This window comes from Saccharopolyspora sp. NPDC049426, from assembly GCF_040676935.1.
GTDB lineage: Bacteria > Actinomycetota > Actinomycetes > Mycobacteriales > Pseudonocardiaceae > Saccharopolyspora.
Genome location: NZ_JBFAPZ010000009.1, coordinates 14183 through 35255, shown reverse-complemented (window position 1 = coordinate 35255; position 21073 = coordinate 14183). Strand labels below are relative to the sequence as shown.

The 21073-nt window shown below is 64.7% G+C and carries 16 protein-coding genes and 1 pseudogene; 10 read left to right on the top strand and 7 right to left on the bottom strand.

All coding sequences use genetic code 11. The features are described from left to right. The first annotated feature begins 268 nt into the window (after window positions 1-268). The gene (locus AB0J78_RS20230; RefSeq protein WP_363791184.1) at window positions 269-1561 is read left to right on the top strand and encodes a hypothetical protein; all 1293 of its coding nucleotides are present in this window, start codon (window positions 269-271) and stop codon (window positions 1559-1561) included. A gap of 432 nt (window positions 1562-1993) precedes the next feature. On the opposite strand, the gene AB0J78_RS20225 is transcribed toward AB0J78_RS20230, so the two are convergent. Both AB0J78_RS20225 and AB0J78_RS20220 read right to left on the bottom strand, forming a co-directional pair. Continuing rightward, window positions 1994-2560 carry a TetR/AcrR family transcriptional regulator gene (locus tag AB0J78_RS20225; protein ID WP_363791182.1) on the bottom strand — a complete coding sequence of 189 codons (567 nt, stop codon included), beginning with the start codon at window positions 2558-2560 and terminating at the stop codon, window positions 1994-1996. 122 nt (window positions 2561-2682) lie between these two features. Beyond that, entirely contained in the window at window positions 2683-4428 is a 1746-nt protein-coding gene (locus AB0J78_RS20220) for a hypothetical protein (RefSeq protein ID WP_363791180.1), read from the bottom strand. Window positions 4429-4535: 107 nt separating this feature from the next. Between AB0J78_RS20220 and AB0J78_RS20215 the strand changes: the two are divergent. Both AB0J78_RS20215 and AB0J78_RS20210 read left to right on the top strand, forming a co-directional pair. After that, window positions 4536-5503 (top strand): annotated as a pseudogene (locus AB0J78_RS20215) (MFS transporter). A 917-nt stretch (window positions 5504-6420) separates the two neighbouring features. Further along, window positions 6421-7020: a CGNR zinc finger domain-containing protein gene (locus tag AB0J78_RS20210; RefSeq protein ID WP_363791178.1), complete on the top strand. Its 600-nt coding sequence runs from the start codon at window positions 6421-6423 to the stop codon at window positions 7018-7020. A 175-nt stretch (window positions 7021-7195) separates the two neighbouring features. Here AB0J78_RS20210 and AB0J78_RS20205 read toward each other — a convergent pair whose 3' ends face one another. Then, on the bottom strand, window positions 7196-8137 hold the full coding sequence (locus AB0J78_RS20205; RefSeq protein WP_363791176.1) for a LysR family transcriptional regulator: 942 nt from the start codon (window positions 8135-8137) through the stop codon (window positions 7196-7198). A 308-nt stretch (window positions 8138-8445) separates the two neighbouring features. Between AB0J78_RS20205 and AB0J78_RS20200 the strand changes: the two genes are divergently transcribed. The 3 genes from AB0J78_RS20200 to AB0J78_RS20190 all read left to right on the top strand — a co-directional run bounded on the left by AB0J78_RS20200 (window position 8446) and on the right by AB0J78_RS20190 (window position 12947). Then, window positions 8446-9816 carry an aspartate aminotransferase family protein gene (locus tag AB0J78_RS20200; RefSeq protein WP_363791174.1) on the top strand — a complete coding sequence of 457 codons (1371 nt, stop codon included), beginning with the start codon at window positions 8446-8448 and terminating at the stop codon, window positions 9814-9816. A 344-nt stretch (window positions 9817-10160) separates the two neighbouring features. Next, window positions 10161-11276, top strand: a complete 1116-nt coding sequence (gene ald / locus AB0J78_RS20195; RefSeq protein WP_363791172.1) for an alanine dehydrogenase — start codon at window positions 10161-10163, stop codon at window positions 11274-11276. Window positions 11277-11315: 39 nt separating this feature from the next. Then, entirely contained in the window at window positions 11316-12947 is a 1632-nt protein-coding gene (locus tag AB0J78_RS20190) for an amidohydrolase (RefSeq protein ID WP_363791170.1), read from the top strand. Window positions 12948-13150: 203 nt separating this feature from the next. On the opposite strand, the gene AB0J78_RS20185 is transcribed toward AB0J78_RS20190, so the two are convergent. Further along, window positions 13151-14128, bottom strand: coding sequence for a helix-turn-helix domain-containing protein (locus AB0J78_RS20185; RefSeq protein WP_363791168.1), 978 nt, complete (start codon window positions 14126-14128; stop codon window positions 13151-13153). Between the two features lie 41 nt (window positions 14129-14169). On the opposite strand from AB0J78_RS20185, the gene AB0J78_RS20180 reads away from it, so the two are divergent. After that, on the top strand, window positions 14170-14850 hold the full coding sequence (locus AB0J78_RS20180; RefSeq protein ID WP_363791166.1) for a cysteine hydrolase family protein: 681 nt from the start codon (window positions 14170-14172) through the stop codon (window positions 14848-14850). Between the two features lie 321 nt (window positions 14851-15171). On the opposite strand, the gene AB0J78_RS20175 is transcribed toward AB0J78_RS20180, so the two are convergent. Continuing rightward, complete coding sequence (locus tag AB0J78_RS20175; RefSeq protein ID WP_363791164.1) at window positions 15172-15576, bottom strand: ester cyclase; 405 nt, start codon at window positions 15574-15576, stop codon at window positions 15172-15174. 102 nt (window positions 15577-15678) lie between these two features. Beyond that, window positions 15679-16464, bottom strand: a complete 786-nt coding sequence (locus AB0J78_RS20170) for an MBL fold metallo-hydrolase (RefSeq protein ID WP_363791162.1) — start codon at window positions 16462-16464, stop codon at window positions 15679-15681. 232 nt (window positions 16465-16696) lie between these two features. Here AB0J78_RS20170 and AB0J78_RS20165 point away from each other — a divergent pair, with 232 nt between their 5' ends. The 3 genes from AB0J78_RS20165 (at window position 16697) to AB0J78_RS20155 (ending at window position 20364) form a co-directional block, all read left to right on the top strand. Continuing rightward, window positions 16697-17656: an AraC family transcriptional regulator gene (locus AB0J78_RS20165; protein ID WP_363791160.1), complete on the top strand. Its 960-nt coding sequence runs from the start codon at window positions 16697-16699 to the stop codon at window positions 17654-17656. Window positions 17657-17741: 85 nt separating this feature from the next. Continuing rightward, window positions 17742-18749: a carbon-nitrogen hydrolase family protein gene (locus tag AB0J78_RS20160; RefSeq protein ID WP_363791158.1), complete on the top strand. Its 1008-nt coding sequence runs from the start codon at window positions 17742-17744 to the stop codon at window positions 18747-18749. Window positions 18750-18921: 172 nt separating this feature from the next. Continuing rightward, the gene (locus AB0J78_RS20155; protein WP_363791157.1) at window positions 18922-20364 is read left to right on the top strand and encodes an MFS transporter; all 1443 of its coding nucleotides are present in this window, start codon (window positions 18922-18924) and stop codon (window positions 20362-20364) included. Window positions 20365-20446: 82 nt separating this feature from the next. On the opposite strand, the gene AB0J78_RS20150 is transcribed toward AB0J78_RS20155, so the two are convergent. After that, the gene (locus tag AB0J78_RS20150; RefSeq protein ID WP_363791154.1) at window positions 20447-21013 is read right to left on the bottom strand and encodes a TetR/AcrR family transcriptional regulator; all 567 of its coding nucleotides are present in this window, start codon (window positions 21011-21013) and stop codon (window positions 20447-20449) included. Window positions 21014-21073: the final 60 nt, after the last annotated feature.

Genomic DNA, 21073 nt, shown 5'->3' with positions numbered 1-21073 from the left:
TGCGGGCGATGGAACCCGAGATCGCTCTGCGCGAGCGCACAGCGAACAAGACCACGGCTGCGGTCGTGGTCGCTGCGGTCGTCCAGCACTGAGACTTCAGCGTCCACGACTGACGCGGAAACCAACGCCGCAGTCCCGAGTTCACGTGCCGGGGTCGCTGAACCCAGCGGTCGAGGTGCTTTCACCGGGCCGGGTGGAGACTCCCGGCCCGCACCGTCCCACTGCCGTCGTCGGCAGTCGGTCCGTTCAACCGATCAGAGGAGATACGTTGAGCAGCAGATCAAAGATGATCACCTGCTTACTCGCCAGCGCTCTGGCCGTCACCGGTTCGCCGGTGGTCGCATCGCCGGCGTCCGCCGCGGAGCCCTCGCAGGTGGACTTGCACCTGGAGGCGGCCACCAAGGACGCGCTCGGTGCCCAGGAGCTCGTTGACACCTACCGCAAGTACTCCTGCTTCGAGGTCGAGGACCCGGCCGTCCGGGACGAGTACCGAGCCGGAAAGGGTGTTCGGGTTCCGCTGACGCAGGTCTTCGACGACCTCTGGTACATCGGGGACGAGTACGTCGGCCAGTACATCCTCAAGACGGCCAACGGCGGGTTCGCGCTGCTGGACACCCTGAACAACAGCAGCGAGGTGATGACCTACACCCTCCCCGCCCTGAAGTCCTTGGGGATGGGCCCGCAGCACCCGCTGGAGGGTGCGTTCCTCTCCCACGGGCACGAAGACCACGATGGTGGCGCGGCCCAGCTGCGCGCCGTGTTCGGACCGGATCTGCCCATCTACCTCGGCTCCGCAGATGCCACCGGCAAGACCTACGCCCCGAAGCTCATCGACTCGGCGAACCCGCAGCCCCAGACCGTGACCATCGGGGGCAGCACGATCGTCGCGCAATCGGTGCCCGGGCACACGCCCGGCTCGTTGGTCGCCCTGATCCCGGTCCACCAGAACGGAGCGCGCCAGTTGATGCTGTTGAACGGCCGCGCGGGCATTCCGGACACCGTTGAGGGATCGAGGCAGTACCTGGAAGGCACCGAGCGGGCCTACCGGCTGGCGCAGGAGCACGGCGCAACCGGCACGATCCACACCCATCCGCTGTCGGATGGTTCCACCGGGCACATGAACGCGATCCGCGATGCGGGAACCCGCGACCCGAACCCGTTCGTCATGGGGACCGAGAAGACCCTGCGCGCCGCCGCGATCTGGCGCGAGTGCGCGGCAGCGCGAGCTGCACAGGTGGATCCCGCTGCGACCATCCCGGTGTGGCGGACGACGGCCACCGAGATCCTCGACGCGAGGCCGTTCACCACGCGCTTGTCCGCTCGCGTTTCGAGCGGGTGGGGGACGTCCGCGGGACAGTCGGTGACCTTCGACGTCAATGGCGCGGGTGGCTGCACCGCCGTCACCGACGAGAGCGGTATCGCGTGGTGCGAGTCTGCCGTCCCGCTGCTGCCGAAGCAAACGCTCAGCGCGACCTTCGACGGCAACCGCACCGCCGAGTACATGAACCTCCCGAGCGTCGGCTCTGACAGAGTTCCTGCGCCGCGCGGTGACGCGGGTTAACGCGGCCGGCGAACGCCGCTGGCGGCACAGCAGGCGACGCGGATCCTCGGTCCGCGTCGCCTGCTGTGCCGTGTCCGACCTTGAGACCGGGTCCAGCACGCTTCGCGAACGATCGCAACGCCGGAGTGGAAGTGGCGTGGACCTTGGTTGGCAGCAGCAGATTGGAGGAACGGTCACGGTGCTGCTGGTCGTGGCACTGCTGAGACTGGCATTTTAGTGGTGTACGTGAGGTCACGCCACCACCTCCCTGGCACCACCGACGTGCGCAAGTCGCTCGCGCTGGGCGCGTTCACATTCACCACGACGGCGGCAGTGGCAGCCCATCTCGTGCAGGCGAACGGATGCGGTGCGCGACTAGATCATCAAATGGGTCCAATGTGGAGTACCTGGCCGCCTCGAGTTCTCGCGCGGAAGTCACGCGTGCCGGGACTCTCAGCCCCGGCGGGCCGCCGCGACGACGGCGTCGGTGAGCGATTCGGCGTAAGCGTCAGTGAGCCGGTTGAAGTCGAACAGCAGGGCGTACCACATCGGCCCGTAGATGAGATCGATGAGCAGCTCGTCGTCGGGGCACGTCACTTCGCCGCGCTCGCGCGCGCGGCCGAAGACGTCGCGGAAGAATTCCCGGCGCGGCTTGATGACGGACTCGAGGGCCCGCTTGGCGAAATCCGAGCCGTGGGCTGTCTCCGCGGCGACGGCCTGGCTGAAGGCGCTGTTGTTTGACCGGTGCATGTCGAAGCCTGCCCTGATGAGAAGCAGCAGGTCTTCTCGCAAGCTCCCGGTGTCCGGCGTGGGGAGGGTCTCGTGGAGAACGGAGTCCAGGGCGGCCAGCAACAACTCGCCCTTGGAGGCATAACGACGGTAAACGGCCTGCTTGGAAGCGCCGCTGCGCGCCGCAACGCCTTCCATAGTCAAAGTGCCGTACCCCCGCTCGGCGACGATGTCGAGCGCCGCCTTGCGGATCGCCGCATCGATCGCGGGGTCTCGTGGTCGTCCCTGCACGATGGTCAGGTTACTTCATCCCCGTGTCGTTGCGTGGTGCGTGCCCGCTGGTCACGGGCCTTGCGGAGGCCTCGGCGCACCCGCGCCGGGCCCCGCGGCCGAGCTGGCGGTGAGACGTGAGATCACCTGTCGGGGATTTGTGAGGATGCGTGCTCGATGCATCCCCCGGATTCCGCGGGCGGTGCCGTCGTGTGGCAGCCGGTCGGGTCTTCGGTGAAGGCGCTCAAGTGGCAGAAGCAGGAAGCGGCGATCGGGACGTCGGCGGTGGCGGTGGCGATGTCGCGGGCGAGGGCGATCCGCTCGATCTCATCGGTCCGTCCGAGTTCGGTCAGGCATTCGTGAAGTCCGTGCAGACTCCACACGTTGTTGGGGTGGGTGCGCCGGCGGGCGAGGGTGCGGTCGAGGTAGAGGTCTGCCCGGTAGACCGAGGCGGCTTCTTCGAACTGTCCCTGCTCCATCAGCAGAGCGCCGTAGGCGTGGCGCACCGGTTGCAGCCAGGCAGGCGGGTCGGTGTAGGGGAGCGCGTCTTCGAGTTCGATGGCACGACGGAGCGAAGCGAAGGCGTGATCGACGTTGCCCTTGCGGTATTCGAGCTCGCCGTCGAGCATCCAGTCGGCGACCTCGAGCACGTCGACTTCCCGGGCCGGCACGGCGTTGAGCCGTGATTCGGGGACCGTGGCTCGGGCGGTGTTGAAGGCGTCGCGGGCCACCTCGGCTTCATCGATGCGGCCCAGCGCGGACAGGGCGATGCCGCGCGCGTAGTGGAGCATCGTCGTGGTGGCGCAGAACAGCTCCTGGTCTTGCGGGAGTTCGAGGTCGAGAATCTCGGTCCAGCGGCCGAAGCGGATGAGAACATGCGGCAGGGTGGAGCGGTAGCTTTCCACCAGGTCGGCCATGGGTGGGCTGGTGATCTGGAGCAGCTCGGGCGTGATGATCTCGTCCAGCCGTTGCGCGGCCCGCACGGCCTCGTGCGACCTGCCCGACATCATGGCGCCGTAGGCCAGGACGCACAGGTTGTGCATGCGGTAGGGCCAGATCCAGCCGCGCGGGTTCTCGCGTGCGAAGTACTCGTCATCGGCCGCGACGGCGTTGGAGTCCACGACTCGGCGCCAGTCGCCGCACGCGGCGTCGATGTGTGTGGCCATGTGCGCCATGTGCGAACCGTCGGGTGCCATGTTCCGCAGCCGGTCGGCCGCCGGCAACGCGATCTCTGGGCGAGGCGACATCTCCATCAGGTGGATGTAGAGGTGGTTGAGGGCCGGGTGCTGGTTGCCCTCGACGTCGGTCAGGTTTTTTTCGATCACCTCGAGGGCGTCGATGGTGCCGTACCCGACCGGCTCTCCGCTGTCCAGGTCCCACAGCGCGCGCGGGCTCACGCACATCAGCGCATCGGCGAACAACGCCGCGGCGTCGAGGTCGTCGGGATGCGCCCGGTAGACCTCGCGCATGGCTTCGGCGTAGGCCACGTTGAGCGCGCCGAAGTCATCCGGTCCCTCGGGCAGGCCGTCGGTGGGGTACCGCGCGGCGAGCGCCTCGATGATCGCCCGCTCGAACGGTGTGCACTGCTCGGCGCAGGTGCGCGCCCGTTCCAGCGCGGCGTGGGCGCGGGTGATGGATTCCTCAAGGTCGGCAGCGTCGAACAGGCGCCATGCCTTGTTGTAGTTGGGCCCCTTCGCGAAGGCGACGCCCCAGTGCGCCATGGCGCACCGGGGGTCGTGATGTGCCGAGCGCTCGAAGCAGCGGACGGCCTCGTCGAAGTTGAAGCAGTACGCCCACCGCAGACCTCGGTCGAACCACAACTGGGCTTCCGCGGAGGACGTCGTCACCTCGCGGCGGTATTCGCCGAGGTCGTAATAGGCGTCGGACACGTTACGGCTCCGATCTCGTAGGTGGTGTGGTCGTCTGCTGGCTAGTATTAAATACGGAACGGTGCGTATTGTAAATCTATTACGTACCGTTCCGTATTGGAGTCTTGATGGCGCACCGTTCGCGGCTCCCAGCCCTGCTGGCTCTGGCTCTGGCTTACTTCGCCGTGGTGGCCACCGCTCTTGCCGTCGTGGGACTCGGATCACTGATCACCGACGAGCTCGGAGTCGAGTCCACCACAAGCGGGATGCTGGTCACCGTGTACACCCTGGTGTTCGCCCTCGGTGCGCCAATCGCCGCGCTGGTGCTGCGGACGATCAATCGAAAATCGGCTCTGCTCCTGGGCTTGGGTCTGATGCTGATGGGCGGCGTGGCCGGCGCCCTTGCACCGCAGCTGCCGGTCCTGGTCGGCGCGCGCCTGTTCCAGGGGCTGGGTGCGGCGATCTTCGCCCCCACCGCGTCCATCGTCGCTGCGAGGCTCGTCCCACCGCAACGACGGGCCCGGCACTCTCAGTTCTCGGCTTCGGCGCAACAGCCGCCATGGTCCTCGGTGCGCCCCTGGCTTCCGCGGTCGGCGCAGTGATCGGGTGGCGCTGGACCCTGGCAGTGCTCGCCGCGCTGGTGCTCGCGAGCATGACCGCGCTCATGTCGCTCCTACCGCCACTGCCCACGGACGCCGGAGCGCGGATGCGCGACTTCGCCACAGCGCTGCGTACCCCGGGTGCCCAGCCGATCTTGTGGACGACGCTGTTGGTCCTCACTGCTCAGTACGTCGTGTACGGGGTGTCCGGTGCCTACCTCGCCCAGCGTTTCGGCGCGTCGGACGGGACGGTCTCGGTCATTTTGCTGCTCTTTGGCGTCGTGGCTCTGTGCGGCAACACCTTTGGTGCTCGCGCATATGGCCGTTTCGGCGGAGACTGCACCCTCGCTGTCGGGCTCGCGGGCATTGCGCTCGCTTTCACCGCCGCAGCCCTGCTGCCGGCGGAACCTGCTCTGGGCTTCGCGGTGTTCGCCGTGTGGGGCTTGGTCAGTCCGCTCTTCATCGCACCGCAGCAGCCACTGTGTGACTGGTGGTAGTTGTAATGGATGTTCAGACGGCAATCGCCGCTCATCAAGCCTTCTCACTGGCGAACGCAGGGGCGTAGAGGAGTTCCTCGACCAGGATGCGTTGGTAGCGCTCCACCTTGCCGTTGTGCGCTGGGTGTATGGCTTGATCTGCTGGTGTCGCGAGTTGGTGCCGAGGAGTCGAGCGAAGTCCCGGACCAGTAGCAGGCGTCGTTGTGGGTGACGATCCGATGCATGTGCTCGATGGCGTGGGTGGCAAACCACACGTTCGCTCGTTCTGGCGGTTGCGCTCGTCGCCGGGGTCGATGAACTTTTGCCTGCCGCGGCCGAGCCGAGTGAGAGGTCGATGCACAGGCCGCCGGTTGAATACGAAACCCACGCCGGCCAGCTAATCCGTGGTCCGATGAGCGGACGACTTGTGTGTTCGGCGCCAGGATACGATCTGCTCGATGGCCTAGGCCGGTGGCGCGTCCGACGCGGAGTCAAGCAACGATCACGCAGTCCAGCATCGCCGTGCCGACGATCGAGCTGACAATGCCGGGACGGCCCGGTGCAGCCTCGCCACGCCATCGTGTTCGCTGACGGCTACTACGCCGATTCCCCACACACGACATGCCCGCTGTACTCCACCGCCGTATCGTGCTTGATCGCGGGCCAGGAACATGTGCGCAACCTCCTGCCCGCAATGCCGAGACCGTTCGTTCGACGGTGTCTTTAGTGATGATCAACTCTGATTAATGGCAAGCTGCAATATCCGGCCAGGCGGTTACTGCCGGATCGCGTTCGTGGGAATTCACCGATGGGGCGGCTGTGGCCCTTGGCTGAGAAGCTCGGCCATTATCGACGAGGGGATCTCGCAGTGGGCGAGAACACGTATAAACCAATAACCCGTGAGTATCATGGATGTCGCGAGCGCGTACCATGATGGTATGGAGGAGCTCGCTACGTTTGAGCCTGGTTTGCCGCCGGCGCCGGGGGAGGGTGAGCACCACTCTCTCGCGCTCGCCAACAGTTCTCTCGCGCTGCCGGGCGGACACCGCGTGGACCTGCTCGGCAGCCCGGCCGCAGCGAACGAGTGGCTGTCCGTACGTGGGCTCGCGCCGGTAGAGACGGACATGCGGGAAATGTGCGCGAGTCAGCTGCGCTCGTTGCGCGAGCAGGTCAGAGCGCTGTTTGCATCACGTGTGGCTGGCCTGCCCGCGCTGCCCGCCGCGCTGTCCGCGATCAACGATGCACTGACGCGGGTGCCGACTGCGCCACTGCTGCAGTGGGACGATAAGGATGGTCCTTATCGTGCCACGCCGCACCCCACGACGCAGGTCGTCGACCATGCTCTGGCGACGCTTGCCGCCGACGCCGCCGACCTCCTCACTGGGCCCGACGCCGAACGCCTTACCGCCTGCGGCTCGACTCCTTGCAACCGGTTCCTGATCCGCAACGGTCGTCGCCACTGGTGCTCGACGCGGTGCGGTGACCGCGCCCGTGCTGCCCGCGCCTACGTGCGCCGTACATCGAATACTGCGCAATAATCTGCCATTCCAAGGTCGTTCAGTGTTCGCAGCGAATTCGCCCATTCATTCGAGAATTACCACTGGCCTGCTCCATCTGTTCAGGAAGTTAAACGAGGCGGGCTCCCAAAAATGGCAATCGCGTAATCGAAGTGCCGAAAAGCCGACGGCGAGATGTTGTTAGAATAAAGTGCCTTCAGGAATGGTTTCTTGGGTCGAATGTTGGTGCGCAGGCATTTGGCACCAATCCGAGATGTCCGCTGATGGCTTGGTCCACTGCCGTTTGGAATGCTTGTACGTGCTGTCGACGGTCTTCTCGCCGGGTAGCGACGTTAACGGTGGCTGGCGCGGTGTCGTCGGACAGTGGTACGTAGGTCACCCCGGGGTGTTGAAAGAACCGGGTCGTCGTTTCCGGGACCGTATCAACCGCGTCGAGGGATGAGATCGCCATAAGGCACTCTCCGACTGAACGTACTTGGGCTGCTACCTTCCCGGGCTCGCCACGGCGTTCGTCACAGGCCCAGTACGCAGCCCAGCCTGGCGGGGCGTGGGGGTCGGCCAGAGCGAACGACTCGTCGAGCAGATCATCCACGGAGATGCTGGCCGCATCGGCCAGTGAGTGCCTTCGGGAAACTGCAGCGAGCCGCGGCTCGGTGAAGATGGGTTTGAGCACGACCCGCTGGTCCTCGAACGGTGCGTGGACGGCAGCCACGTCGATGTCGCCGGCCACGAGCTTCTCGAGCTGGTCGATCATCGTCAGCTCGGTGAATTCGATCCGCACGTCCGGTCGGATCTGCTGGAAGACGGAGAGGATGGTAGGCAGGAGCTCACCGGCAGCTTGAGCGAAAGTGCCGATCCGGAGAACCTGGTGCTCCGAGGTGGCCTGGGCCCGTGCTTCGGCCGCGGCTTCGGTCAACTGCGCCAACACCTGTTCGGCCCGCTCGACGAAAGCCGTTCCCGCAGGGGTCAAACTGACGCGATGGTGGCTCCGGTCGAACAGTTGAACACCAAGTTCGCGTTCGAGACGGGCAACGTGGCCGCTGAACGCCGACTGCGCGATGTGCTCCAGGTTCGCTGCGCGACCGAAGTGCAGCGTCTCGGCCAACCGCACCACGTAACGGAGCTGGCGTGTCTCCATATCGGCTCCCAAGTCCACGAGGCGACTTCCGCCCGGCATGTCTTCGTAGGCGTACCACGTCCGACCTCGGCGATCGTGGTACGCGATTGTGTGTTCTCTGATTCGTCGTTGTCCAGGCCTTCGATGCCTATTCATAGTCAGTTCACAACTTGACCGGCGCCCAGCCGCGTCGTGCGAGTTGGCCAGTGGTGAGCGGCGACTGCGGGACTTTTTCCAGGTCAGAAGCTGTGGCGTTGTTGGCCGAATTTGGTGATCGAGCACCCGTACGACAGCACAACGAGCCGATCGATGCGAGAGGAACGACGACAATGACCATGACGAGTCCACAGACGACGCGAAGCGGAACCGAGCTCGCAGAGCTGGACCGGAAGTACCTCGTTCACCCCAACCTGCACGGCGCGATCAGCAATCGCTGTGTGCTGGTACGGGGGCAAGGGTGCCGGCTGTGGGACGCCGATGGCACCGAGTACCTCGACGGCACCGCAGGGCTGTGGCTGGTGGAGGTCGGCCATGGCCGGGAGGAGATCGCTGAAGTAGCGGCACGGCAGATGCGGGAGCTGGCATACTTCACGAGCTTCTGGGAGTTCTCCAACGACAAGGCGATCGCACTGGCGGAACGTCTGACCGAGCTCGCTCCCGCGAACCTGTCGAAGATCTTCTATACCAGTGGTGGTTCCGAGAGCAACGAGACAGCTATCAAGGCTGCCCGGCTCTATCATTTCCGCCGGGGTGAACCGCAGCGCCGCTGGATTCTGTCGCGGCAATTTGCGTACCACGGTGTCGGCTACGGCAGCGGCACGGCGACCGGCCTCGATCAGTACCACCACGGCTTCGGCGAAGGCATTCCTGAGGTTGAGCACCTCACCGTGCCATACCCGTTCCACGAAGAGTTCTACAACGGTCAACCGGCCACGGACTTCTTGATTGCCGAGCTTGAGGCAACGATCGAGCGCATCGGCGCCGAGAACATCGCCGCGATGATCGGTGAACCGATCATCGGCGCCGGAGGCGTCATCGTGCCACCTGATGACTACTGGCCGCGGGTCCGCACGGTGCTCAAGAAGCACGGGATCCTGATGATTGCCGATGAGGTGGTTACCGCCTTCGGTCGCACTGGGTCCTGGTTCGCGTCTCCGGATGCGGGGATGGAGCCGGACATGATCTCCGTGGCCAAGGGCATTACCAGCGGTTACGTTCCTCTCGGAGCTGTGCTCATGCGCGAGGACATTGGCGAGGTCATCGCCGGCGAAGACGGCTTTCACCACGGCTTCACCTACTACGGGCACCCAGTCGCGTGTGCGACCGCCTTGGAGAACATCGACATCATCGAACGGGAGTCGCTTGCAACGGAGGCCAAGCGCAAGGGCGAGCTGTTGCGAGCGGAGCTGGCGCCGCTGGCCGACAACCCGCTCGTCGGTGACATTCGAGGCCGAGGGCTGCTCGCGGCACTCGAGTTCGTGGCGGATCCGCAGACCCGGGCACCGTTCGAGTTCCCAGTAGGGGAGGGACTCGCGGACCTGCTGCGCGACGAGTACCACGTCATCGTCCGCGAGCTGGGACCAGTCGTGGCCATGTCACCACCGCTGGTCATCACCGATGACCAGATCCGCCGCCTGGCCAGTGCCATCCGCGACGCTGTGGGTCGGCTCCGTCCGGACGGAACCTTCGAGGCCAGCTGACCGGCAGGTGCCGCTGACCAACCACAGCGTCAGCGGCACCTTCTCGGGAACATCTCAGGCCTCCCAACTCGACACCACGCGCCCCCGAGTCGGAGGCCAACCGGCCAAAAACCAGCCCGCGGGTGGTGATGCGACGACCCTGTGTTGGAAGCAACGAGCCTACTGATCGTTTCATCTCGCGTCCCCCACACACGACCTGAGTCCACGTACCGGCGTTACCGCCGGAACTTCCGCGTTGTCACCGGTCCCGTCGCCATCACCTGGGCACGAATGACCACCGAATTCCGATCACCGCCCATTGCGCGTCGCAAGAGCATACGAGATTTCAACCAAGGAGAGATGCAATGAAGATCGGCGTCCCTAAGGAAGTCAAGAACCACGAGTACCGGGTCGCGATCACTCCGATCGGCGTGCACGAGCTGACCACCCGTGGCCACGAAGTAGTTGTCCAGGAAGGTGCTGGAGTCGGATCGCAGATCAGTGACGAGCAGTATCTCTCCGCAGGCGCCAAGATCATCTCTGATGCCGACGAAGTGTGGGGCGACGCCGAGTTGGTGTTGAAGGTTAAGGAACCAGTCTCGGAGGAGTACCACAGGCTGCGCCCAGACCTTGTGCTTTTCACCTACCTGCACCTGGCCGCGGAGAAGCCCTTGGCCGAGAAGCTCGTGGAGCAGCAAGTCACCGGGATCGCCTACGAGACCGTGCAGCTGCCCTCCGGCGCCTTGCCGCTGCTCTATCCGATGTCGGAGGTTGCCGGCTGTCTCGCCCCACAAGCCGGTGCTCAAGCGTTGCTCAAGGCTCAGGGAGGCCGTGGCGTGCTGCTCGGAGGTGTCGGCGGCGTGGCCAACGCGAAGGTGATCGTCATCGGTGCGGGGGTCGCGGGTCAGAACGCGGCCAACATCGCACTTGGCATGGGAGCGAACGTCACGCTGCTGGACACGGACCTGGACAAGCTTCGGATGTCGTTCTGGCGCTACAACAATAGGGTTCACGGGTTGGCGTCGTCGAAGCTGGCGATCGACGAGCAGGTAACCCAGGCCGACCTCGTGATCGGTGCGGTGTTGATTCCTGGTGCCGCGGCGCCGAAGTTGGTCTCCAACGAGCTCGTTTCGCGGATGAAGCCCGGCTCCGTTCTAGTCGACATTGCTGTGGATCAGGGCGGGTGCTTTGAAGACACCCGGCCCACGACCCATGCGGACCCCACTTATCAGGTGCACAATTCGATCTTTTACTGCGTGGCTAATATGCCGGGAGCAGTGCCCAATACCTCCACCTACGCGCTGACCAATGCCACACTTCCGTACGTGGTAGCGCTGGCTGACAAAGGCTGGCGACAGGCTTGTCGCGACGACCTCAGCCTGGCAATGGGTCTCAACACCCAGGCCGGCCGCATCACCAACGCCGCCGTCGGCCGTGCGACCGGTCTGGAAACTGTCGTCCTCGACTCTTTCCTCGGGTGATCGTGGAACGGCAGTATTGCCTGCGAACGGGAGAAAGTGATGGAACAAAATCGTGAAGTCGCGATTGTCAACGCAAAAGTCAGGACGCTCGACGAGCGGGACGCGGTCGCCTCAGCCTTGTTGATGGGCGCGGGTCGCATCATCGCGATCGGCACGAGCGACGAGGTTCGTGCGGCGGCAGCTTCAGACGCCGAGATCGTCGACGTGAATGGCCGCGCCGTCGTTCCAGGTTTCATCGATGCCCACAACCACCTCAGCATAGCGGCGTTCGCACCGCTACACGTCGACTGCACGACACCGCCGCTGACCACGTTGGACGAGGTCCTCGATGCGATCCATCGACATGTCCGTGAGATTCCTCCGGGACAATGGGTCGTCGGGATGGGATTCCACGAAGGCAACATCCGGGAGCAGCGCAATCCCAGCCGGTACGAGCTGGACGAGGTAGTACCGGGCAACCCATTTTTCCTGATGGACGCGAGTTGTCACATGGGCATCGCGAACAGCCGTGCCCTCGCCGAGGTCGGCATCGATGCGCATACTCCCCAGCCGTGGGGTGGCCTGATCGAGACGTACGACAACGGTGAGCCCACCGGCACTCTCCTGGAAACGGCAACCAACCTCCTCTACTCCGCTTCATGGGAAGAACAGGCATCACGTGACTGGGAACGGGCCGTCACCCTCCTCAACGCGAAAATGACGGAGTACACGTCCGTTGGGCTGACTGGTGTCGGGGACGCTTTGGTCACCCCTGCAGCTGCGGAACTGTACCGCCGGGCTGACGCTGCGGGAATGCTGCCGCTGACGGTCCAGCAACTGCACGGGGGCGACCACTTCTTCGCCATGCAGGACCTTCGCCGCGGTGATGCCATCGACCGGATCAAACAGCCAGCCAGCGCCATGCTGCGCGGTGGAACGATGAAGATCTTCGTCGATCGCGCCTACCCGGACGGTCCGGCCATCGACGAGATCCACGATGGATGTACACGTCACGTGGGCACTCCGTTTTACTCCAAGAGCGAGGTACGTGAGCTCGCGACCCGTGCGAGCGAACTCGGCATCGGGACCGCGATCCATGCGATGGGCAACTGTGCGGTTGACACGGTGCTGGATGCCTACGAAGCCGTCCGCCGTGCCTCAGGCACGGACTCGATTCTGCGTATGGAACACGCTTTCGTCGCTGATCCGAGGCAGGGTGAGCGTCTGGCTTCCCTCGGCGTCGATCTGGTGGCCAACCCGGGCCTCGGCTACTTCTGGGGCGACGTCTTCCAATTGTGGCGAAGCGAGCGCCAGCGGCATCTCCGTGTGCTGCCGGTCCGAAGCATGATCGACGCCGGCGTCCGCGTCAGCCTCGCCTCCGACCACCCGTGTGGGACGTTCAGCCCCGCCGCCATCATGGCCACCGCCGTCAACCGCAAGACCCACAGTGGCAACGAGGTGGATTCCGAGGAAGCGATCACCGCCGCAGAGGCGCTGCGCGCCTACACGATCAACGCTGCCCATGCGTCGGGACGCGATTCTGAGGAAGGCAGTATCGAGGTCGGGAAGCGCGCCAACGTCCTGGTGCTCGATCGCGACATCGTCACTTGCCCCGTCGAGGAGATCCGCGACATGCAGGTGGATTTCACCTACATCGACGGCCGTCTGATACATGAGCGAGGTGCCGAATGATTCCGTTCGGCGTTTTTTGGGAGAGCACGTGGCGTAAGCAGTACCTCCGTCACTTCCGGAGGGAGTTACACACCGTGCTGCCGGAAGCAGAGCGGAAGGTGCTCCGGCAGGTCAAGACCCAAGCCCGTGAGATCTACGAGGCACGGCGCGGTGAATCGCCAGATCCACAAGGACCTGAGGACACGCCGTTTTCCCAGGTCGAGTCATGAGGTCGTGGTGAACCGGTGCCGGTAGGAACTGGGGGTGGTGTTGAAGTGAGTGGTGAAGTTCTGCCTGAACGTCACGGTACTCGCGAACCCGCAGGCTTCGGCGATGCGGGTAATGCTCCAGGTGGTCGTCTCGAGGAGTCGGCGTGCTTCGTCGAGGCGGTGGATTAGGACCCACCGCGCGGGGCTCAAGCCAGTGGTTTCGCGAAAGCGACGTGAGAAATTTCGCGGGCTCATCGACGCGTGGGCGGCTAGGTCCTCAACGGCGAGGGGTTGGTTGAGGTTGGCCAGAGCCCACGTGATTGTCTTGCCCATTGGGCCGTCGGCGCTGTTAGAGAGCGGTCGTTCAATGTATTGGGCCTGGTCACCGTCGCGGTGGGGAGCGATGACGAGGTGACGGGCGATGGTGGTGGCTGCTGTCGACCCGAGTCGGGTTCGAATGAGGTGGAGGCAGGCGTCGAGGGCGGAGGCGGTGCCTGCAGAGGTGAGGACGTCGCCGTGATCGAGGTAGAGCGCGTCGGCCTGTACTTGCACGGTTGGGTACTGTTCGGCCAGAGCAGTGGCGGCGGCCCAGTGGGTGGTCGCGGTCCGACCGTCGAGGATCCCGCTGGCGACCACCGGGAATGCGCCGAGGCAGAGCCCGATGATCGTCGCGCCGCGCGCGTGCGCCTCGCGGATGCGGTCGACAAAGGTCGGCTCGGGTGCTGGCAGGTGCACGGGCCACGACGGAAATACCAGGACGTCGGCCGACGCAGTCATATCGGGGCCGACGAGATCGTCGATCACGACCCCTTCGTCGGCGCGCACGGGCCGCCCATCTGAGCTCCAGACGGTGGTGGTCCAACCTTCGGCGAGGTTCTGGCGGGAAACCTCGCCGAAGGTGAGCAGTGGTGCGGCGAGGTGGAACGTCGTGATCCCGTCGAAGACGTGGATGGTGATCCGCATTGTTGGCCTGATCTCATCGAAGATGGGCATCTATGCCACTCACGCTATCGCAGTGGCGGTCAGCAGCATGGGTGGTGACGGTGCATCCGCCGTTATGCCGATCATCTGAGGAGGATTTCGCAGTGAGCGCCCCACGCCGAGCTCTTGTCGTCATCGATGTCCAGCAGGAGTACTTCCAAGGGCCGTTGACCATCCAGTACCCGCACCGCGACGAGTCCCTGGCCCGGATCGTGCGCGTGATGGACAGTGCCGTTGATGCGGGACTGCCTGTGATCACCATTCAGCACGAATTCCCGGAGGGGGCACCGGTTTTCGCGCCTGGAACCGAGGGCTGGCAGCTGCACCCCGAGATCGAGCGCCGGGCGAAGGCGGCGTCGAAGCACGTGGTCAAGGGATTCTCCAGCGTGTTCACCGTCGGTGATCTGACTGACTGGCTCCGCGCCAACGAGATCGACACTCTCACCCTGGTCGGGTACATGACGAACAACTGCGTGCTCGCCACCGCCGCGGCGGCCGAGCCGCTCGGCTTCACCGTCGAAGTGTTGTCGGATGCTACTGGTGCCGTCCACCTCGCGAATGAGGTTGGGAAGGTCTCGGCGCAGCAGGTTCACGAGACGCTGATGGTCCTTCTCCACTCCAATTGGGCAGCCGTGTCCGACACCGAAACCTGGACCGCAGCCGTGTCCGGGCAGAAGTCCTTGGAAAAGAGCGACCTCGGAACCTCGGCGGTGCAGGGCGAAGCCGCGCACTGACCAGGCCTTAGGGCTGAAACGGGCAGGTATTGCTTTCGTTCACGGCCTGCTGATTTGTGGTGGGTGGAACGCGGCAAGTGTGTTCCACCCACCACAAGCACAGGGGCAGCCCTGTCTGACAGACCCTGTCCCTAGGACTGAGCTGACCGTGCTTGCCGCGGGTGTGCTCCACGGTGTTGGCGAGCGTCTGACCTCGGCGACCCTGGAACCGGTTGCTCGTTCTCAAAACCGTCGTTGCCGCGGAGCTCACGAACATCACCACTCGGAGTCGGGAACGGAACGAAATCCCGAGTTCGAGTCGGCTTGGTGTGCTTGCCGTGGTCAGCGCTTGAGCTGATTGATGATGTCGAGCGTGTTGTAGTGGGCGCGCTTTTCGATGATCTTTCCGTCCTGGAAGGTGAACAGATTGAACATCGAGAACCTCATGTGGGAGCCTGCCGGTGGGATGCCGTTGAACTCGCCGGTCTGGTCGCCTTCGACGATGACGTAGGCGCCGACCTGGTCATCGTCGGCGACGGTCCGCTCGACCGTCATGCTGATCCCGGCGAATGCCTCGACGTTCCTCTTTTCGGCGGCGAGGAATCCCTCGGCTCCGGGGCGGGGCGTGTCGATCTGGCCGTAGAAGACGAAGTCGTCGTGGACCATGTCGGTCACAGTCGCGTAGGCGCCCTCCTCTAGGGCCTTGTAGAAACGATGAACCAGATGCGCGTTTTCTGCGGCGGACATAGAATCCTCGCTGGTCGCGGTCGGTTCGGCGGGCCCCGGTATCCGGTCCCCGCCGAATGTGAAGGAGACCCCGCCGTTTCGGCGATTTCCTCGTCGAGCGGGTCAGTTGTTGCCCCAGTCGAGGCGGTCGGCCAGGTTGGCTGAGCTGAAGGCCTGGTTCAGGTCGTCGCGACCTTCGGTGAAGTGGGCCCAACCTTCGAAGTGGACCGGGACGACGCGGCGTGCGTCGAGGATCCGGCTCGCTTCGGCTGCTCCAGCGCTGTCGAGTACCACTGGTTCGCCGTCGAAGAGCATCGAGAAGCGGGGCGCCCCAGCGAAGAGGATGGCGGTGTCGATCGGGCTGAAACGACCGGCGATCTCGCGAACCAGGTCGAGCGAGGCGTTGTCGCCGCTGACGTACACAGTCGGCAGTCCTTCGCCGGTGAGCACGAAGCCCACGACCTGTCCGGCGAACGGCTCGACCTCTTCACGGGAAGCTGGACCGTGGATGGCGGGAACGGCTGTGACGATGACCTTGCCTCCGCCGGGCCGATCCAGCTCGACGGCCTCCCAATCAGACAGGCCCTTGGCCTTGTCACCTAGGCGCTCGCCTCCGCTCGGAGTGGTAAGCGTCAGGGGGACTTCGGAGAGGAGGGCGCGGCCGGTGTTGTCGAGGTTATCGGCGTGCTCGTCGTGGGAGAGCAGCACCACGTCGACGCGGCCCAGATCGGCCGGGGTGCCTTGCGGGGAGCTGGTCTTGGTCAGGACCGGGCCGGCGCTTTCGTAGTCGCCGGGACCGTCGAAGGTTGGATCGGTCAGGAAGCGCAGGCCACCGTACTCGAACAGGGCGGTTGGGCCGCCGAAGACGCGGACGGGGAACTGCGAAGGCGCAGATGCGGAAGTGGACACGGGAATACCTCTCACGGATGTTCTGCCAGGAACCGTGAGAACTACGGTAGGGCACGTCACGGACTAATGCAACCTCAAACATGAGTGTCATGGATAGTTGAGCTATCCAGTGCGAACCCGGGATGGGTGCATCGGGTAGCTGGGGGTGTGTCCGCTGGGGAGGATCCTCGATGGCCTCGCAGATCGGGTGTGGTTCTGGACACGCGTATGTGCCGGGCGTGATACTTCACCCGTGTCCAGAGTCGTCGATCGTCATCGGTATGCCCAGCTCAGCACAGCTGAGGTGGGTGAGCGGGACGCGTTTGCCTACTGGCGGGAGATGATCTGCGCGACGTTCGTGCGGTTGGTCGCCGAACCAGTGGAGGGGGCACGGTTCACCGGTTCGATTGAGCACGTCCCGGTCGGTGACGTCGAACTGTCTACCGTGGTCGCGGGCGGCCAGCATGTTCGTCGCACGAGTGGTCTCATCGCCGAAGGTACCGAGGAGTACCTGCTGGCGAGCATTCAAGTAGAAGGTCGAGGCAGAGTCGAGCAGGACGGCCGGATCGCGGAGTTGTCGGCGGGCGAGATGGCGTTCTACGACAGCACCAGGCCTTACGCGTTGCATTTCGACGACCCGTTCCACCAACTGGTGGTGCAGGTGCCCAAGCGCGAACTGTGGGTGCGCGACACGCGAGGTCTGACCAGCCGAACGCTCGGCACCGGGACTCCCGGTGCGGTCGTGGCAGCGTTCTTCCGGTCGTTGTCCGACACGGTCGCGACTTCGCCCGATGGGGGCGTCGGCCTGGTGCCGCATGCGCTCGGCTTGTTGTCGGCGGCGGCGACTTATGCGGGTGGATCGGCTCCTGCGCACGACGCGGCCGAGACGTTGGTGCGCCAGCGCGTGCTCGACTTTTTGCGGCGCAACCTGTTCGATCCGTCGCTCGACGCGGACGCAGTTGCGAAGGCGTGCAATGTTTCGCGGCGAACGCTGTATCGGATCCTCGGCGACGAGGGTGCTGCTACGCGGCTTCGGCGGATGCGTATTGAGCGAGCTCGAGAGCTCCTGGCGGCAGACCGTTCCCGGCCCGTCGGGTGGGTGGCTACGGCTTGCGGTTTTGAGACTGAATCGGGGTTTTACCGGGCGTTCCGGGCTGCTACGGGGGAAACACCTGCCGAATATCGCCGCCGATGCGGCACGGCTGGTCAGTAACGCTGGCACGTTCGGTCAACCGTGCACCGCGGACTCCGCGCATCGTGACAGCCATCACGCTGTTGGCGATGTTTCAGGAGGCATCATGCAGGGCAATGTTCGTGTGGCAGCGGTGCAGGCTGAGCCGGCCTGGCTCGACCTCAACGCTGGGGTTGACCAGGCGATCGAGCTGATCGGTCAGGCCGCCGAAGGCGGAGCGCAGCTCGTCACGTTCGGTGAAACCTTCATTCCCGGCTATCCCTGGTGGATCTGGCTGGACTCCCCTGCGGCCGGCATGGCCTACGTTCCGCGCTATGCCCAGAACTCTATGACCCGTGATGGCGCGGAGATGCAGCGGATCACCGACGCCGCGGCCCGTTACGGCATCCATGCCGTGCTGGGGTTCAGCGAGCGCGCGGCCGGCAGCTTGTACATGGCGCAGGCGTTCATCTCCGACACAGGCGAGCTCATCTCTGTTCGGCGCAAGCTCAAGCCCACGCACGTGGAGCGAACGGTGTTCGGTGAGGGTGACGGCAGCGACCTGCAGGTCCACGACACGCCGCTGGGGCGGATCGGCGGACTCAACTGCTGGGAGCACCTGCAGCCGTTGACGAAGTACGCGATGTACAGCATGGACGAGCAGATCCACGTCGGTGCCTGGCCGAGCTTCTCGATCTACCGGGGCGCGGCATGTGCCCTGTCGCCCGAGGTGAACACCGCGGCCAGTCTGATGTACGCGGTCGAGGGGCAGACGTTCGTCGTCGCACCGACGGCGGTCATCGGAGAGGCGGCTCAGGAGCTGTTCTGCGATACCGACGCCAAGAAGCAGCTGTTGCAGCTCGGGGGTGGGTTCGCACGCATCTACGGCCCTGAGGGCTCACCGCTGGCCGAGCCGTTGCGCGAGGACGAGGAAGGCATCCTGTACGCCGACTTGGACCCGGCACTGATCGCGATCGCCAAGTCTGCGGCGGATCCGGTCGGTCACTACTCGCGGCCGGACGTGTTGCGCCTGCTGGTGAATCGCAACCCCGCCCCGCGTGTCGTGGAGACACCGGCGCCCGCCGCTCGTGCGCCCGAGGTCGAGGAGTTTCCGCCGGTGATGGCATCGGAATGACGATCAGGCTAACGCGTCCGGCCTGACCTTCACGCAAGTTGACTCAGATACCCCCTGGGGGTATAAATACCCCCAGGGGGTATCTGCTCGTCTTGGTGCCCACCAACCGCAAGATTTGCCGAGGCGTCCCGGGTGGTCACGCGAACGTCCGTTTGCGTGCAAAGGAGAAGGTGTGACAACGAGAACGGCGGGCGGTCTGATCCCGCTGCTGGTGATCGCGACGGCTCAGCTGATGCTGGTGCTCGATGACTCGATCGTGAACATCGCCCTGCCGAGCATTCAGGCGGCATTGGGGGTGGGCGCGGTGCACCTGCCGTGGGTGGTCAACGCCTATATCCTCGCCTTCGGTGCCCTGCTGCTCCTAGGTGGCCGGATGGGTGACCTGTGGGGGCAGCGCCGAATCCTGCGATTGGGTATCACGATCTTCGTGATCGCCTCATTGGCAGGAGGTTTCGGGCAGAACACTGAGATGCTCATCGTCGCGCGTGCGACGCAAGGGGTGGGTGCGGCTCTGACTGCGCCAAACGCCCTGGCGCTGATCACGACCACATTTCCGGATCGCAAGACGAGGGACACGGCCCTGTCGCTCTACGGTGCGATGTCCGGCCTCGGCGTTGTCGTCGGCCTGCTGCTCGGTGGGATCCTGACCGGCACACTCGGCTGGCGCTGGGTGTTCTTCATCAACGTTCCGGTCGGACTACTGGTGCTCCTTGGCAGTCGTACGCTCATCGGCACCAGGCGCCACAGCGGGCAACTGGGCGTCACGGGTGCTGTCGTGGGAACCGGTGGAATGGTCGCCCTCGTCTACGCCATCACGCGGTTCGGCGAGGACGGTTTCACGGACCCGATCGCGGCCTCGTTGCTCGGTGCGGCGGCGGTTCTCATGGCGGCGTTCATCATCACGCAGAGGCGCAGTCGTAATCCCCTGGTGCCGCTGAGCCTCTTTCGGGACCGCAATCGCACCGGCGCCTACGCGACCATGCTGCTGCTGGCCATCGGTCCGATGGGCACGTTCTACGTGGTCACTCTTTACTTGCAGAAGGTGCTGCAGTTCAGCCCACTACTCGCGGGAGCGGCGTGGCTGCCGTTCGCGGTAGGGCTCGTGTTCAGTGCTGGCAGCGCTCCGAAGCTGCTGCTGCTTGTCGCTCCGCGTTTCGTGGCCGGATTCGGTGCGCTGTTGAGCGCTCTGGCCGCGTTCTGGTTCTCCGCCATCGCTGTCGAAACGAGTTACTGGTTGCACCTGGCGCCGGCGATGTTCGTTCTCGCTCTCGGCTTCGGTCTCGGCGTTATGGCACTCACCCAGGCGGCGGTCTACCGGGTCGACTCGGATGAAGCCGGCATTGCATCGGCTCTGCTCAACTCGGCCCAGCAGATCGGGGTCGCCCTCGGTCTAGCCGTGCTCGCCAGTGTCGCGGCAACGGTGTCCGCCTCGCAGAATCACGCCGATGTCCAGGCCGGAGGCGTTCTCGTCGCCGGGTACAGCACAGCTCTCGTGGTGGCGGCAGGTTTGTTGATCCTGGCCGGAGGGCTCGCGTTGACAACGCTCAACGCGCGACCAATGGGCGATCAGCACTCGGACGGCACGCTGGCCGAACGTGGCGCGCCGACATCCTGACTACCGTGAGCACGTGGAAGCCGTGGAGTTCGACGTCGTTCTCCGAAACGATGCGTGGCTACATGGTCTGTGGGCGCCAAGATTAAATGCTACGCGCTGCGGCAACGACTACGCGCGTGATTGATTCCGCGTAGGAATCTGTGAGCTTGTCCAAATCGAAGAGGAGGGCGTACCACATGGGGCCGAGGATGAGGTCGATCAGTTCGTCGTTGTTCGGGTAGGTGGCCTCGCCGCGTTCTCTTGCTCGGTTGAAAATCACATGAAATGCCTGCCGGCGGGGTTCGAGCACGAGTTCGGCAGCTCGCTGGGCAAACGCCGGTTCTTGCGCCGCTTCCACGACGAGTGCCTGGCTGAACGCGCCCCTGTAATTGCGGTGGGCGGCAAAGCTCGCTCGGACGAGAACGAGCAGGTCGTCGTGGAGGCTACCTGAATCGGGTTCTGGAAAGGTCTCTCGCGCCAGGGAGTCGAGCGCATCCAGAAGCACATCGCCTTTGGACGAATACCGTCGGTAGACTGCCTGTTTTGAGGCGCCGCTCCGGTGAGCGATTCCTTCCATCGTCGTGCCTCGGTAGCCGAGTTCTTTGACGAGGTCGAGCGCCGCTTGCCGGATGGCGGCTCCGACGGCGGGGTCGCGCGGTCTGCCTTTCATGGGTCTAAGTCTACTTCGCTGGCCGTCTTGAGGTTCGGCCAGTGGTCTCCGTGGAATGGG